At 71.0% G+C, this 13,975-nt stretch carries 15 protein-coding genes; 9 read left to right on the forward strand and 6 right to left on the reverse strand.

The features are described 5' to 3' along the window. Positions 1-74: 74 nt before the first annotated feature. Both HNR73_RS14500 and HNR73_RS14505 read right to left on the reverse strand, forming a co-directional pair. Positions 75-1,565 (reverse strand): MDR family MFS transporter, encoded by a 1,491-nt coding sequence (locus HNR73_RS14500; protein ID WP_203685748.1) that lies wholly within the window; start codon positions 1,563-1,565, stop codon positions 75-77. A 1-nt stretch (position 1,566) separates the two neighbouring features. Next, positions 1,567-2,169: an NADPH-dependent FMN reductase gene (locus HNR73_RS14505; RefSeq protein WP_184787973.1), complete on the reverse strand. Its 603-nt coding sequence runs from the start codon at positions 2,167-2,169 to the stop codon at positions 1,567-1,569. An 88-nt stretch (positions 2,170-2,257) separates the two neighbouring features. Between HNR73_RS14505 and HNR73_RS14510 the strand changes: the two genes are divergently transcribed. Together HNR73_RS14510 and HNR73_RS14515 are read left to right on the forward strand one after the other, a co-directional pair. After that, the gene (locus HNR73_RS14510; RefSeq protein ID WP_184787974.1) at positions 2,258-2,986 is read left to right on the forward strand and encodes a TetR/AcrR family transcriptional regulator; all 729 of its coding nucleotides are present in this window, start codon (positions 2,258-2,260) and stop codon (positions 2,984-2,986) included. A gap of 106 nt (positions 2,987-3,092) precedes the next feature. Beyond that, on the forward strand, positions 3,093-3,479 hold the full coding sequence (locus HNR73_RS14515; RefSeq protein WP_184787975.1) for a VOC family protein: 387 nt from the start codon (positions 3,093-3,095) through the stop codon (positions 3,477-3,479). Positions 3,480-3,530: 51 nt separating this feature from the next. On the opposite strand, the gene HNR73_RS14520 is transcribed toward HNR73_RS14515, so the two are convergent. Next, positions 3,531-5,036 (reverse strand): sugar transferase, encoded by a 1,506-nt coding sequence (locus HNR73_RS14520; protein ID WP_239121930.1) that lies wholly within the window; start codon positions 5,034-5,036, stop codon positions 3,531-3,533. Positions 5,037-5,306: 270 nt separating this feature from the next. Here HNR73_RS14520 and HNR73_RS14525 point away from each other — a divergent pair, with 270 nt between their 5' ends. The 3 genes from HNR73_RS14525 to HNR73_RS39780 all read left to right on the forward strand — a co-directional run bounded on the left by HNR73_RS14525 (position 5,307) and on the right by HNR73_RS39780 (position 7,605). Beyond that, positions 5,307-6,482 (forward strand): glycosyltransferase family 4 protein, encoded by a 1,176-nt coding sequence (locus HNR73_RS14525; RefSeq protein WP_184787977.1) that lies wholly within the window; start codon positions 5,307-5,309, stop codon positions 6,480-6,482. Further along, complete coding sequence (locus HNR73_RS14530; RefSeq protein WP_184787978.1) at positions 6,472-7,185, forward strand: alpha/beta hydrolase family protein; 714 nt, start codon at positions 6,472-6,474, stop codon at positions 7,183-7,185. The genes HNR73_RS14525 and HNR73_RS14530 overlap by 11 nt, the downstream gene beginning before the upstream one ends. A 297-nt stretch (positions 7,186-7,482) precedes the next feature. Beyond that, positions 7,483-7,605, forward strand: a complete 123-nt coding sequence (locus HNR73_RS39780) for a hypothetical protein (protein ID WP_260337176.1) — start codon at positions 7,483-7,485, stop codon at positions 7,603-7,605. A gap of 208 nt (positions 7,606-7,813) precedes the next feature. Here the strand turns inward: HNR73_RS39780 and HNR73_RS14535 are convergent, their stop codons facing one another. Further along, a complete protein-coding gene (locus HNR73_RS14535; protein WP_184787979.1) occupies positions 7,814-8,242 on the reverse strand; it encodes an SRPBCC family protein in 429 nt (142 codons plus the stop codon). Continuing rightward, positions 8,239-8,589, reverse strand: coding sequence for an ArsR/SmtB family transcription factor (locus tag HNR73_RS14540; protein WP_184787980.1), 351 nt, complete (start codon positions 8,587-8,589; stop codon positions 8,239-8,241). The genes HNR73_RS14535 and HNR73_RS14540 overlap by 4 nt, the downstream gene beginning before the upstream one ends. Before the next feature lie 138 nt (positions 8,590-8,727). Between HNR73_RS14540 and HNR73_RS14545 the strand changes: the two genes are divergently transcribed. Continuing rightward, on the forward strand, positions 8,728-9,453 hold the full coding sequence (locus HNR73_RS14545) for a metallophosphoesterase (protein WP_184787981.1): 726 nt from the start codon (positions 8,728-8,730) through the stop codon (positions 9,451-9,453). 41 nt (positions 9,454-9,494) lie between these two features. Beyond that, positions 9,495-10,340 carry a GNAT family N-acetyltransferase gene (locus HNR73_RS14550; protein ID WP_203685746.1) on the forward strand — a complete coding sequence of 282 codons (846 nt, stop codon included), beginning with the start codon at positions 9,495-9,497 and terminating at the stop codon, positions 10,338-10,340. 3 nt (positions 10,341-10,343) lie between these two features. Here the strand turns inward: HNR73_RS14550 and HNR73_RS14555 are convergent, their stop codons facing one another. Further along, positions 10,344-10,841 carry a hypothetical protein gene (locus tag HNR73_RS14555; RefSeq protein ID WP_184787982.1) on the reverse strand — a complete coding sequence of 166 codons (498 nt, stop codon included), beginning with the start codon at positions 10,839-10,841 and terminating at the stop codon, positions 10,344-10,346. Positions 10,842-10,982: 141 nt separating this feature from the next. Here HNR73_RS14555 and HNR73_RS14560 point away from each other — a divergent pair, with 141 nt between their 5' ends. Both HNR73_RS14560 and HNR73_RS14565 read left to right on the forward strand, forming a co-directional pair. Then, the gene (locus HNR73_RS14560) at positions 10,983-12,467 is read left to right on the forward strand and encodes a class I adenylate-forming enzyme family protein (protein ID WP_184787983.1); all 1,485 of its coding nucleotides are present in this window, start codon (positions 10,983-10,985) and stop codon (positions 12,465-12,467) included. Beyond that, positions 12,464-13,954, forward strand: a complete 1,491-nt coding sequence (locus HNR73_RS14565) for an acyl-CoA mutase large subunit family protein (RefSeq protein WP_184787984.1) — start codon at positions 12,464-12,466, stop codon at positions 13,952-13,954. Before HNR73_RS14560 ends, HNR73_RS14565 begins: the two co-directional genes overlap by 4 nt. Positions 13,955-13,975 lie beyond the last annotated feature (21 nt).

Consider the following 13,975-nt stretch of genomic DNA (forward strand, 5'->3'; position numbering starts at 1 on the left):
TCCTGCCGCGCCGCGTCAGTTGGTGCGCGGCCCGACCCGCCGGGGCGCGGCCCACCGGCCGCGCCCCATCGGCGTCACGCCGCCGTCGCCAGCTCCTTGTTCCCGGCGGCCGCGGCGGGATCCGGCTCCGAACCCCGCAGCGGCACCTCCCGCACCCGCCACGCCGCCACGAAGGCCAGCGCCGCCAGGACCGTCGCCCCCAGCACGACCCAGTGCAGACCGCTGACGACTCCGTCGCGGAACGCGTCGCGAGCCGCCTCGGGCAGGGCCGCGACCTGCGCGGGCGTCAGCTCCCCACTGGTCAGCTCCGCGGCGAACATCGCCCCGAGCGCCGAGATCCCCAGCGAACCGCCGACGGTCCGCATCAACGTCACCGTCCCGCTCGCCGCGCCCATGTCACGCGGGGCCGCGCTGTTCATCGTCACGATCATGGTCGCCTGCATCGCGAACCCGATCCCGGCGCCCGCGAACACGCTCAGCCCCGAAGCCAGCCACGTCGGCGTTCCCGCGTCGAGCATCAGCAGCGTCAGGCTCCCGCCCGTCATCAGCGCCCCACCGAGGATCGGATAGATCCGGTACCGGCCGTTGCGCGCGATGAGCCGCCCCGAACCCAGCTGCGCCACCAGCATCCCGAACAGCAGGGGCAGCAACAGCAGCCCGCTCGCCGTCGACGACGCGCCCTTCACGAACTGCATGTACTGCGGCAGGTAACCCGACAGGCTCATCATCACCGCGCCGCCCAGGAAACTCAGCACCTGCGCGACGGTGAAGTTCCGGTCGGCGAACAGCCGCGGCGGAATGATCGGCTCGGCCGCCCGGCGCTCGGCCCGCACGAACCACACCAGCGCGGCGACCGCGACCAGCGCCAGCCCCGCGATCTGCCACGAAACCCACGCGTACACCGACCCGCCCCAGGTCGCCACCAGCGTCACCGCCAGGATCGCCACCGTCAGCGTCACCGCACCCAGCACGTCGACGCGCGCCCGGATCCGCTCCGACCTCAGCCGGATCTTCCACGCGACCAGCGCCAGCGCGACCGCGCCGACCGGGATGTTCACGTAGAACGTCCACCGCCAGTCCAGCTGATCGGTCAGGAAACCGCCCAGCAGGGGCCCGCCGATGAACGCCACCGGCATCATCACCCCGATCATCGACTGCGCCTTACCGCTCTCGCGCGGCGGCAGGAGCACCCCGATGATCGACATCGCGCCGACCATCAGGCCGCCCGCGCCCAGACCCTGCACCGCCCGGAACGCGATCAGCTGGCCCATGTCGGCGGCCATCCCCGAGAACGCCGAACCGAGCAGGAACAACACGATCGACGACATGTAGGTCGCCTTGCGCCCGACCAGGTCGCCCAGTTTGCCCCACAACGGCGTGGTCACCGCGGCGGCGATCATGTACGCGGTCACCACCCACGCCAGCTGATCGAGACCGCCGAGCTCGCCGACGATCGTCGGCAGGGCCGTGCCGACGATGAGGCCGTCGAGCATCGCCAGGAACATCCCGAGCATCAGCCCGAAGACACCGACGTACAGACCGCGTTGCGGCTTGGCCGTCTCCATGTCAGGCCACCTCTTCCAGGGCCTTGCCGAACGGCCGGACCGCGCGGGCGTCGCGCAGCGCCAGGCCCCACCAGGCGAGCTGGTCGAGCATCGCCACCGCCGCGCCGTCGGCGGCCTCGTCGACGCAGGCGCCCTCGCCGTCGAAGCGCTGCCAGACGCCGGCGAAGGAGACCGTCTCGCGGATCGTCATCGCGTTGAGTTCGGCGAGCACGAGCCGCAGCGCCTCGACGGCCCGCAGTCCGCCGGAGATCCCGCCGTAGGACACGAAGCCGACCGGCTTGCCGTGCCATTCGACGCCGTGCCAGTCGATGGCGTTCTTCAGCGAGGCCGGGAAGCTGTGGTTGTACTCGGGGGTGACGATCACGAAGGCGTCGGCGGCGGCCAGGCGTGGGGACACCGCGGCCAGCAGCTCCTCGGTGCCCGGCTGCGGCGGCGCGCCGAAGTCGGGGAAGACGACCGGCAGCGGCGTCTTGACGAGGTCGATCACGTCGACGGTCATGTCGTCGCGCCCGTCGATGTGCCGGGTGAGCCACGAGGTCACGACGGGGGCGAAACGGCCGTCGCGGGTGCTTCCGACGAGAACGGCGATCTTCAAGGGGGTCATGTGGGGTCAACTCCTGTGTACGTCGTATCTGCTGAGATACAACGTACACAAGGATGTGTACGTTGTCCACTCGCGGTACGCTGTACACATGGTCGCGAAGAAGAACACCGACGAAAGATCCCTCTGGGAACGCCTGGAGAACCCCGCCCCCAGTCCGCGCCCGTCCTTGAGCGCGCGGAAGTTCGCCTGGACGGCCGTCGGAATCGCCGACGCCGAAGGCCTGGACGCGATCACCATGCGCCGGCTCGCGACCGAACTCGACGTCGCGCCCATGGCCGCCTACCGCTACGTGGCGGGCAAGGACGAGGTCCTGCTGCTCATGGGCGACCTCGTCTACGCCGAACTGGAGATCCCCGAGGCGGGCCTCGGCTGGCGCGAGGTGCATCGCCTGGTCGCCCTGCGCACCCGCGAGCTGCTGCTGCGCCACACCTGGCTGGCCCGGCTGCCGCCCGAGGCCGTGCTCACGCCCAGCCCGAACCGGCTCAACATCAGCGAGCGCTGCATGGCCTCCTTCGACGGTCTCGGCATCGACGCCGACGAGAAGATGGCGGCGTACCGGACCGTCGACTCCTTCGTCGGGGGCGCCGCCGGGACCGAGGTCGCCGTCGCGAGTCTCATGGGTGAGAAGGGCTGGGCCAGCGGCGACGACGTACGCGGCGGTCTGGCTCCGCAGATGTCGTACCTGGTCCAGAGCGGCCGCTACCCCTCGTTCCGCGCCTGGTCGATGGAGGCGGTTCGCAAGGACGACCGCGCCTGGCAGTTCGAGCTCGGCCTGGAATGCGTCCTCGACGGGCTCTCCGCGCGCCTCGGCATCTGAGCCGCGCGCGGCCCCCGGCCGTGATAGGCAGACTGCGAGCCCTTCGTCCTCGACGCCGAACCGCCCGGGCCCGCGCCGGCCCGGGCCCGACCGACCGGGAGCACGCATGAGGATCCACCGGACCAGCGTCTTCGTCGACGACCAGGAGAAGGCCCTGCGCTTCTACACCGAGGTGCTCGGCTTCCAGAAGAAGGACGACGTCCCACTCGGCGAGGACCGCTGGCTGACCGTGGTCTCCCCCGAAGAGCCCGCCGGTACCGAACTGCTCCTGGAGCCCAGCCGCCACCCGGCGGTGCGGGCCTTCCAGGAGGGCCTGGCCGTCGACGGCATCCCGGCCACGTCCTTCGCCGTGGACGACCTCGACGCCGAGGTCGAGCGGCTGCGCTCGCGCGGTGCCGTCATCGTCCGGGACCCGGTGGAGACCGGGCCGGTGTCCACCGCGATCATCGACGACACCTGCGGCAACCTCGTCCAGCTGCTCCAGTACCTGTGAGAAACGCGAAACGGCCGGGCCCGCGAAGGGCCCGGCCGTTTCTCTCGCGTTCTAGTAGGCGCCCTTGCGCTGGAGCACGACGAGCACCGTCCGGAAGAGGATCTGCAGGTCGGTGGTGAGCGACCAGTTGTCGACGTAGTACAGGTCGAGGCGGACCGCGTCGTCCCACGACAGGTCCGAGCGGCCCGAGACCTGCCACAGCCCGGTGATGCCGGGGCGGACGAGGAGGCGGCGGCGGACGTCGCCGAGGAAGTCGCCGTTCTCGGCGACCAGCGGACGCGGCCCGACGAGGGACATCTCGCCGCGCAGGACGTTGATCAGCTGCGGGAGCTCGTCGAGGGACGTCCGCCGCAGGAAGCGCCCGACGGGCGTGATGCGCGGGTCGTCCTTCATCTTGAACAGCAGGCCGTCGGACTCGTTCTGGTCCATCAGCGTCGCCAGCCGCTCCTCGGCGTCGACGTACATGGTCCGGAACTTCCAGCAGCGGAAGGTCTTGCCCTCCATGCCCACGCGCGGCTGGCGGAAGAAGACCGGGCCGGAGTCCTTCGACTTGATCGCGATGGCGATCGCGATGAACACCGGCAGCAGGACCATCAGCCCCGCGAAGGCCGAGACCTTGTCGAGCATGTTCTTGATGAACCAGCCCATGCCCGACAGGGTCGGTTCCTCGACGTGCAGCAGCGGCACGCCCTCGACCGGGCGGATGTGCACGCGCGGGCCGGCGATGTCGGTGAGCTGCGGCGCGACGACCAGGTCGATGCCGGTGCCTTCGAGCTGCCAGGCCAGGCGGCGCAGCCCGCCGCGCTCGGCCGAGGCCGAGCCGCACACGGCGATCGTGTCGGCGCCGAGGGTTTCGGCCAGGGACACCAGGTCCGTGCCCGAATAGACCGGGACGGGCGTTTCGATGCCGCGCGCGGCGGCCGCGCCCTCGGTCAGGTACACCCCGATGGGGAGGAAACCGGCCTGCGGGACGCGCGACACGGCGGTGTTGACCTCAAGGGCCTCGTGCAGGGTGCCGACGAGCAGCAGGTGATGCACGGCCTGCTTGTGCCGGCGTAGCGCCACGAGCACCCGCCGGGCCACGAAACGGCCGATGACCAGGTACAACAGCGCCGACGACAAGGCGACGGCGACGGCGTAGCGCGACAGGTCGGTCTTGAACAGCAGGGCCGTGAACGACACGATCGACACCACGACCAGCGAGGCCCGCACGACGCGTTTGAACTCGTCGGTGCCGACGCCGAGGTAACGGCGGTCGTAGCAGCCGTTGCCCCACAGGGTGAGAATCCAGGTCAGCGGGAGAGCGCCGTAGGCGATCACGTAGAAGACCGTCTCGACCTTCATCTCCGGCCCGTACTGGCCGAACTTGGGATAGCCGTCGAAGCCGGTCGTGGCGGTACCGGTGGTGATCACGGCGGTCATGCTCGCGGCGATCACGGCCAGGACGTCGATGCCGAAAAGGGCGGCGACGTACGTGCGGTGCCAGGTGGCGGCGCGGACAGTGCGTTGCCACGGGGAACGCGGCACCCCGCTCGTCGTCGGCTCTTCGACTCTCACGTCACCCGAGATTCCGCTTCGCTCGCCTCGTGTAGGAGGACGCTGGAGGCTGGTCGTCAATGTTCATCCCTCCGCGCGCGTGCCATGCGGTGGCCGCAAGACAGTGTGCCACGCAACCGCCCCCTGGCAAGGGGCACCTCGCCGGTTCGGCCGATGCCGCCCTTGGCGGGTTTCGCCCGTTTCGGCGTGATCGCGGCCGCCGTGGTCGTTCCGGCCGCACGGGTTAGGGTGACGTGTCCTGGTTGCCGTCAGACGAACGTGGGCGTCCTCATGAAAGTAGTCATCGCGCACAACCGGTACGTCTCGGCGCAGCCGTCGGGCGAGAACACCGTGGTGGACGCCGAGATCGAGCAGCTGCGCGGTGCCGGGGTGACCGTGCTGCCGTACCTGCGCTCGTCGGACGAGATCGCCGATCTGTCCACTGTGGGCAAATTGCGGCTGGCGGCCTCGCCGGTCTACGCCGGGGGAGCCCAGAAGGAGCTGTCGGCCCTGTTGCGCGCCGAGCGGCCCGATGTCCTGCACGTGCACAACGTCTACCCGTTCCTGTCGCCGGCGGTGGTGAACACCGCGCACCGGCACGGTGTCCCGGTCGTCCAGACGATCCACAATGTACGGCACGAGTGTCTCAACGGCCTCTACTTCCGGGACGGGAGGATCTGCCACGACTGTTCCGGGAAGCGTTTCGACCTGCCGGGCATCGTGCACGGCTGCTACCGGGGTTCGCGGGCGCAGAGCGTCATCATGGCCACTTCCCTTGCCGTGCACAAGGGGACGTGGCGAAGTGTGGACCGTTTCGTCGCGCTGACGCCCTGGATCGCCGACTACCTCGTCCGTTTCGGCGTCCCGCCGGAACACATCGCGATCAAGCCGAACTCCTCGCCCGACCCCGGCCCGCCGACGCCCCCCGGCGACGGCTTCGTCTACGTCGGGCGCCTGTCGGCCGAGAAGGGCATCGAGCAGCTGCTGGAGGCCTGGAACCGTTACCCGGTCGGCTCTCTGGGTGGGCTGACGCTCGTCGGCGACGGGCCGCTGCGGGCCCGCGTCGAGGAGGCGGCGACCATGCGCGCCGACATCAACTACCTCGGCAGGCAGCCGCGCGAGCACGTCGACGCCGCCGTCCGCGCGGCCTCGGCCCTGCTGCTGCCGTCGATGTGGGAGGACATCCTGCCGACGGTGGCGATCGAGGCCCTGGCCAACGCCCGTCCGGTGCTGGCCACGAACCTCGGCGGCATGCCCTTTCTGCTGGGGCACGGGGAATCGGGCCCGACCGCGGGCTGGATCGTCGAGCCCTCCGTCGAAGGGCTCGTCGGCGGCTTGCGCGTCGCGGCCGAGGAGGCGTCGTCGCTGTCGCAGATCGCCCGGGCGCGCTACGAGTCGACCTTCGCGCCCGAGGTGGTCACCGGGCGGCTGATCGAGATCTACCAGGGGGTCTCGCGTGTCCGATGAGGTGCTGAGCCGGTGGGCGCCCGCGGGCGAGACCGTCCACTATGGACCCCTTGACGAGCAGGTCGTCGAGTACTGGCACGGTGGTTCGCGTGGGCTGATCGCCTTCGTACACGGCGGTTTCTGGCGCGCCGCTTTCGATCGCGCGCACGTCCGTCCACTGTGCAATGACCTGGCCGCGCGTGGTTTCACCGTCGCGGCCGTGGAGTACCGGCGGGCTTCGCCCGGCGTGCCCGGCTGGCCCGCGACCTTCGACGACCTCGACGCCGCCCTGGCCGCGCTGCCGGGCGAGCTGCCGCTGGTCGTCGCAGGTCACTCGGCGGGCGGCCACCTCGCGCTGTGGGCGGGGTCGCGCACCCCGCGCGTCGCCGGAGTGCTCGCGCTGGCCCCGGTCGCCGACCTCGGCACCGCCTTCCGCGAGGACCTCGACGAGGGCGCCGTGCGGGACTTCCTGGGAGGCTCGCCCGAGGAGCACCCCGAGCGCTACGCCGCCGCCGACCCGATGCGCCTGCCCGTTCCGGCACGGACCGTGCTGATCCACGGCGACGCCGACGACGAGGTCCCGCCCGCGCAGTCCCGCGCCTACGCGAAGGCGACGGGAGCACGGCTGGTCGAACTGCCCGGGGCCGGTCACTACGCCGTGATCGACCCGAAGTCCGCGGAGTGGCCGACGGTCGTCGCCGAGCTGGAGAGCCTGTTCGGGTGATGTGACGGCCTGCCCGAGGAGGGCACCGCGCTGTTCGGCCGACGCCGGCGGGTCCAGCGGGTCGCCGGGTGCGTGCTCCGCTGTTCGGCCAGGCCGGTGTCCGGCCGGACGACCATCCGCCGCTCATGGACGTCGGTGCGGTTCGCCGGACGCCCGGTGCGGTGTCACCGTCCGGACGCGGTCGCGTGGGTACGCCCCGCTCGCCGTGCCGTCCGGGTACGAGCTCGCGCGACTCGGCGAGTAGGTCCGGCGGATGTCGGCTGGGGTGCCGCCGCTGTCGAGGGCGCGGAACGGCCCGTGGCGGGCCCCGTGGCGGCGACCCCGCCCGGCCCCTCTAAGCCCTCGTCCTCCGGCGGCGTCTTCCCCGAAGGACGCCTCAGCGCCGCCCGCATCCGCTCGCGCATGCTCGCCGGGTCGTAGGTGAGCGGTGGTTCGGCTTCGGCGCCGCCCGCTTGCGCGGCGGGTTTCGGCGGGGCGGCGAGGTAGCGGCTGCGGCGGCGACGGCTGCGGTCGGCGGGATCGTCGGGCATCGCCCGATTCTGCCGCTTGGCGCACGACAAGCCCGCATATCACCCGGTGTGTCGCGCACGCGAACGGCCGGCCCGAGGGCCGGCCGTGTCGTGACGCGTCAGGCCTTGAGCAGCGCGTCCAGCTTCGTGAACGAGCTTTCCCAGCCGGCGCGGGTCATCTCGACCATCTCCGGCGTGAACGGGCCCTGCGTGATGGTGATCCGCGTGCCGCCCTCGGCGTCGGCGAACTCCACCTTCATGGTCATCTCCTGGCCCTGGAAGATCTCCCGGCCGATCATCAGCTCGTTCTCGACGACCTCGATGAAGGTCGAGTCGATCGGCGAGCTCATCGACGGGTCCTCGTCGCTGACCATGGTCATCTTGTACTCGCCGCCGGCGTGCGGGGCGACCGTGATGCTGTCGCGCGGCACGCTCCAGCCTTCGGGGCCGAACCACTGCGCGATCTGGTCGGCGTCGGTGAACGCCTGGTAGACGAGCTCGCGGGGAGCGTTGAAGGTGCGGGTGAGGATGAGGGTGTCGGTGCTCATGTCGTTGTTCCTTCCGGTGTCGGCGCCGCCATCAGGCGCCTGAGGTGATCGTCCAGCAGGTCGAGTCTGACGTCCCAGAACTCGCGGTACGTCTCCATCCACGCGACCGCCTCCCGGAGGGCTTCGGCCCGCAGGCGGCTGGTCCGCCACCGCGCCGACCGGTTCCGCGTGATGAGGCCCGCGTGTTCGAGGACCTTCAGGTGCCGCGAGACGGCCGGGAGGCTGATGGAGAACGGCTCGGCGAGTTCCGTGACGGTGGCGTCCCCGGTGGTGAGCCGGGCGAGGATCGCCCGGCGGGTCGGGTCGGCGAGTGCCGCGAAGATCGTGCTGAGCCGGTCGGTGGCCATAGTATTCAACCCACTCTTTAATTAACCGATGCGTTAAATATAGCGCATGGTGAGGTGATGTCAAGCCCTGAACCCGGCAACATTCGCCGTTCACCTCGACGTCACGAATTGTGGTGATTCGCCCGGCAAGATCGCCCCATGGCCTTGATCGCGCACCTCAGCGACCCGCACGTGACGACCGGACCGCTCGCCGCCGCGCACCTGCGCGCGGCCCTCGGCCGCGTCCTCGCCCTCGACCGGCGGCCCGAGCTCGTCGTCATCACCGGCGACCTCGCCGGCGAAGGCCTCCCCGAGGAGTACGCGAAGCTCGCCGAGGTGCTCGACGGCTTCCCGCTGCCGCTGCACCTCGTCGCCGGCAACCACGACGACTCCGCCGCGCTCGCCGCCGCCTTCGGTCTCGCCGACACCCGCTACGTCGTCGACCACGCCGACGTGACCCTCGTCGTCCTCGACTCGCGCGTGCCCGGCAAACCCGGCGGGCTGCTCGGCGCCGGACAGCTCAGGTGGCTCGACGCCGTCCTCACCGAACGGCCCGGGAAGCCCGCGTTCGTCGCGGTGCACCACCCGCCGATCGCGGTCGGGATTCCCTTGCTGGACGGGATGCGGCTCGACGACGGCCCCGGCCTCGCCGAGGTGCTCGCGCGGCACCCGCACGTCGCGCGGGTCCTGTCCGGGCACGTCCACCGGCCGGTCGTCGCGCCTTTCGCGGGTACGGTCCTGGCCGTCGCGCCCAGCACCTTCCGGCAGACCGGGCTGACCCTGCTCGCCGATCCACCCGCCGGTCCCGTCGACGAGCCCGCCGCGTTCCTCCTGCACGCCGAGGTCGAGGGGACGTGGGTGACGCACACCGTGCCGGTCGGCTAAACGGGCTTGCCGGGCCGTGCGCGCCGGGTGAGGATGTCGCGATGACCTCCGAGTACCTCGCCATGCAGTCGCTCGTGCAGCGGCTCGGCAACGACCATCGCTGGCATCTGGGCGACATGGGCTGGTCGTACCACTCCATCACCGGCGCCGCCGAGGGCCGCCGCATCAAGGTCTGGGAGGACGGCGGCGAGGTCGTCGCCTTCGCGTGGCTCGACCTGCCCGGCCACGTCGACCTCCTCGTCGACCCGGCCCGTCCCGAGTACGCCGCCGAGGCCCTGGCCTGGTCGGACACCGAGGCGAGGGAGGGGAAGCGGACGGCCACCGCGCTGGAGACCGAGACGCACCTGATCGCCGCCTTCGAGGCCGCCGGGTACCGCGAGACCGACGCGCCCTTCTTCACCCACCATCACCACGACCTGGCCCACATCGACGAACCCGTGCTGCCGCAAGGGTTCCGGGTCCGGCACGTCGAGCGCGACGAGGTCGAGGCGCGTGCCGGGGTGCATCGCGGCAGCTGGTCGGACCTCGCTCCTTCGCGGGTGACGGCCGAGAGCTACGCCGCGGTCATGAACGCCTGGCCGTACGCGCCGGAGTTCGACTGGGTCGTCGAGACCGACGGCGGCGAGATGGTCGCCTCCAGCCTCGGCTGGTTCGACGAGGTGAACAGGACCGGGCTGCTCGAACCGGTCGGCTGCGTCCCCGCCTATCGCCGCATGGGCCTGTCGCGGGCGTGCAATCTGGCCGTGCTCAAGGCTTTCCGCGACGCCGGGGCGGTCGAGGCGCGGGTCTGCCCGCGCGGCGACGACGGCTACCCGATCCCGGGGAAGCTGTACCGCGCGATCGGCTTCGTGCCGGGCGCGCGTACGCGGACGTACGCGCGCCCGTAGCGACTAGCAGCCGCCGCAGTTGTAGTAGAGGATGTCCCAGTGGTTGCCCTCGTCGGTGTAGAGGTTCCCGGCACCCGAGCGGTACTGGTAGCCCCAGCCGGAGATGTAGCCGACGTAGGTGAAGTGCGCCTTGATGTAGTTACCGATGCACGCGTACTTGCTGATGTCGAGCTTGTAGCCGTTCCAGTGGCTGTAGGTGCCGCCGGAGTGCCCGGTCTCCGTGCCGCCGGTGACGTTGAGCGCGCAGCCGCTGGAGGACTTGAGGGTCTTGATGCCCGAGATCGTCACCTGCCGGACGCTGGTGAACGACGTGCAGGTCGGGTTGTTGCGGTCACTGCATCCACCACTCGACGACCAGGTGATGCCCGACGCGCTGAGCTGCGACGTCGCCTCGCCGTGGGTGAGGAAGGTGGCGGCGCTCGCCGGAGACGCCATGAAGAACAGGAGGGCCGCGGCGGCACCGATGAGGACGGCGGCCGCGCGTTTGGCTAAGCGGGGCATTCTGCTTCTCCCGTGGTAGTAAAACTGCCGGATCCCCGAGGGGAAGTGAAGGATTTCTACCATGAGTGACGCGGTGGACACCAGGTCGCGCGGTCTGTCGAATCCTTGACGGCCGTCGATTCGGCGTGACACGCTCGACCCATGGCGGGACCGGCGAGCACTTCCCAGTTGCTGTCGTCGTCGGCGCGGGCGCACGCGTCCCGCGTCGCCGTGGAGGGTCCACAGGGGACGGTGACCTTCGCGCGCCTCGCCGACCGGGTCGCGCGTCTCGCCGCCGGGCTGCGGGATTTGGGCCTGTCGCCGGGCGACCGGGTCCTCGACCTCCAGCCCAACCAGAACTCCTCGATCGAGCTCGACCTGGCCACGTCCTGGGCCGGGCTCGTGCGCGTGCACCTCAACTACCGCCTGCACGAACGCGACTGGGCCCGCATCGCCGAGGACGCGGGCGCCACCGCGCTGGTCTACGACGCGCGCTTCGCCGACCGCGCCGAGTTCCTGCGCGACGCCATGCCGCACGTGTCCATAGGGGACGGTCCGGGCGTCTCCTACGAGAAACTCGCCGAAGGCCCGGCGATGCCCGCCGAGACGCGCGACCTGGTGTCCCTCAACTACACCAGCGGCACCACCGGCAACCCCAAGGGCGTCCGCCGCGAACACGCCAACCGGCTCGCCTCGGCCGCCGCCATGGCCGCCGACGTCTGCCCGGGTCTGTCCACCGAGGACGTCTACCTGCACGCCGGGCCGATCACCCACACCTCCGGCCTGTTCGTGCTCCCCTTCCTGGCCGCCGGAGCCCGCCAGCTCGTCCTGCCCGCCTTCGACACCGGCGACGTCCTCGAAGCCGTCCGGGAACGAGGCGCCACGCACACCGCGCTCGTCCCGACCATGATCGCCCGGCTGCTCGCCGACCCCGCCCTCGACGCGCCCCTCGGGCTGAAGATGCTCGCCTACGCCGGCGCGCCCATGCCGCCCGCCCACATCCGCGACGCCTTCGAGCGCATCACGCCGAACCTCGTCCAGTACTACGGCCTGGTCGAGGCGATCCCGCCGATCACCGTCCTGTCGCCCGCCGACCACCGCGAAGCCCTCACCTCGCGACCCGAGCTGCTCGCCTCCGCCGGGCGCGCCGCCACCGGCGTCGAACTCGCGATCGTCGGCGAGGACGGCGGATCCCTCGGCATGGGCGAGATCGGCGAGGTGCTCGTGCGCGGCGACGCCGTCATGCGCGGCTACTGGAGCGGCGCCGCCGACGCCCGCCCCGTTCGCGACGGATGGCTGCACACCGGCGACCTCGGCCGCGTCGAAGCCGACGGTCACCTGTACCTGGTGGACCGCAAAGGCGACATGATCATCACGGGTGGCTACAACGTCTACCCGCGCGAGGTCGAAGAGGCCCTCGCCGGAGCCGAAGGCGTCGAGCAGGTCGCCGTCGTCGGGCTCGCCGATCCCGAATGGGGACAGCGCATCGTCGCGTTCTACACCGGTACCGCCGCCGAGTCCGAAGTGGACGCGCACGCGCGTCGCGAACTCGCGTCGTACAAGAAGCCCAAGGAGTACCGGCGTCTCGACGCCTTCCCCCTCAACTCCACCGGGAAGATCGACAAGAAGTCGCTGAGGGCCTCATGAGCGAGCAGCCGGGCGAGTTCCCCTACACGCGAGGCATCTCCGCCGAGCCCAAGCCCTGGATCATGGGTCAGTACGCCGGTTTCGCCACGGCCGCCGAGTCCAATCGCCGCTTCCGCGAACTGCTCGCCGCGGGCCAGACCGGGTTCTCCGTCGCCCTCGACCTCCCGACCCAGCTCGGCCTCGACTCCGACGACCCGCGCGCCGCCGGTGAGGTCGGCCGCGTCGGCGTCGCCCTGGACTCCCTGGCGGACCTGGAGATCCTCCTCGACGGCATCGACCTCGCCGCCGTCACGCAGGTGCGCACCACGGCCAACTCGATCGGCTACCTGTGGGCCGCGATGTTCCTGGCCCTGGCCGAAAAGCGCGGGGTCGTCCCCGACGACTTCGGCCTGTTCATCCAGAACGACGTGCTCAAGGAGTTCATCGCGCGCGGCACCCAGATCTTCCCGCCCCGGCCGTCGCTGTCGCTGGCCGTCGACACGATGGAGCACCTGTCGAAGCACGCGCCCCGGTGGGTTCCGCTGGCCATGTCGGGCTACCACATGGCCGAGGCGGGCGGCGACGCCGCGACCGAGGTCGGCTATACCTTCGCCAACGCCATCGCCTACCTGGACTCCCTTGTGGACAGAGGGGTGGACGTCGACGCCGTCGCGCCGAGCCTCTACACCTTCCTGTCGGTGGGGATGGACTTCCTCGGCGAGGTCGCCAAACTCCGGGCCGCCCGCCGCGTGTGGGCGAAACTCGTGCGGGACCGCTACGGCGCCACCGATCCCCGCTCGGGACAACTGCGCATCTTCGCCTTCACCGCGGGCTCGTCGCTCACCGCGCAACAGCCCCTCAACAACGTCGCCCGCACCGCGATCGAAGCCCTGGCCGCCGCCTGCGGCGGTGTGCAGACGCTGCACGTGTGCGCCTACGACGAAGCCCTGGGCGTCCCGACCGCCGACGCCGCCACCCTCGCGCTGCGGACGCAGCAGGTCGTCGCCTTCGAAACCGGCCTGACCGAAGTCGCCGACCCCCTTGGCGGCTCCTACGAGGTAGAGGCCAGGACCGACGCCTGCGAAAAGGCCATCGCCGAGGTCATGGCCGACATCGAGGCCCGCGGCGGCGCCCTCGCCTGCATCGAGGCCGGATACCAGTCGGGAAGACTCGCCGACGCCGCCTACCGCCAGGCCGTGGCGGTGGAGTCCGGCGAGAGGACCGTCGTCGGCGTCAACCGCCACGCCTCTCCACCTGAGCCACTGGACGTCTTCCGCATCGACCCCGCCGCCGAAGCCGGGCAGATCGAGGCGGTACGGCGCCTCCGCGCGACCCGCGACGCTTCGGCCGTCGAGGCCGCGCTCGCGGAGGTCGAAACGGCCGCCCGCAAAGGCGAGAACATCGTCCCCGCCTGCGTCACCGCCATGGCGTCCTACGCGACCCTCGGCGAGGTCGTCGCGAGACTGCGCGCGGTCCACGGCAGCTGGGTGGCGGCGCCGGGGGTGTAAGGGGCGCGCGCGACCAGGCGA

This window comes from Phytomonospora endophytica (genome assembly GCF_014202425.1).
GTDB lineage: Bacteria > Actinomycetota > Actinomycetes > Mycobacteriales > Micromonosporaceae > Phytomonospora > Phytomonospora endophytica.

Bases quoted from the DNA above. Each gene is read 5' to 3' on its own strand.
- HNR73_RS14500 (WP_203685748.1), bottom strand. From the start codon at position 1,565: ATGGAGACGGCCAAGCCGCAACGCGGTCTGTACGTCGGTGTCTTCGGG.
- HNR73_RS14505 (WP_184787973.1), bottom strand. From the start codon at position 2,169: ATGACCCCCTTGAAGATCGCCGTTCTCGTCGGAAGCACCCGCGACGGC.
- HNR73_RS14510 (WP_184787974.1), top strand. From the start codon at position 2,258: ATGGTCGCGAAGAAGAACACCGACGAAAGATCCCTCTGGGAACGCCTG.
- HNR73_RS14515 (WP_184787975.1), top strand. From the start codon at position 3,093: ATGAGGATCCACCGGACCAGCGTCTTCGTCGACGACCAGGAGAAGGCC.
- HNR73_RS14525 (WP_184787977.1), top strand. From the start codon at position 5,307: ATGAAAGTAGTCATCGCGCACAACCGGTACGTCTCGGCGCAGCCGTCG.
- HNR73_RS14535 (WP_184787979.1), bottom strand. From the start codon at position 8,242: ATGAGCACCGACACCCTCATCCTCACCCGCACCTTCAACGCTCCCCGC.
- HNR73_RS14540 (WP_184787980.1), bottom strand. From the start codon at position 8,589: ATGGCCACCGACCGGCTCAGCACGATCTTCGCGGCACTCGCCGACCCG.
- HNR73_RS14545 (WP_184787981.1), top strand. From the start codon at position 8,728: ATGGCCTTGATCGCGCACCTCAGCGACCCGCACGTGACGACCGGACCG.
- HNR73_RS14550 (WP_203685746.1), top strand. From the start codon at position 9,495: ATGACCTCCGAGTACCTCGCCATGCAGTCGCTCGTGCAGCGGCTCGGC.
- HNR73_RS14555 (WP_184787982.1), bottom strand. From the start codon at position 10,841: ATGCCCCGCTTAGCCAAACGCGCGGCCGCCGTCCTCATCGGTGCCGCC.
- HNR73_RS14560 (WP_184787983.1), top strand. From the start codon at position 10,983: ATGGCGGGACCGGCGAGCACTTCCCAGTTGCTGTCGTCGTCGGCGCGG.
- HNR73_RS14565 (WP_184787984.1), top strand. From the start codon at position 12,464: ATGAGCGAGCAGCCGGGCGAGTTCCCCTACACGCGAGGCATCTCCGCC.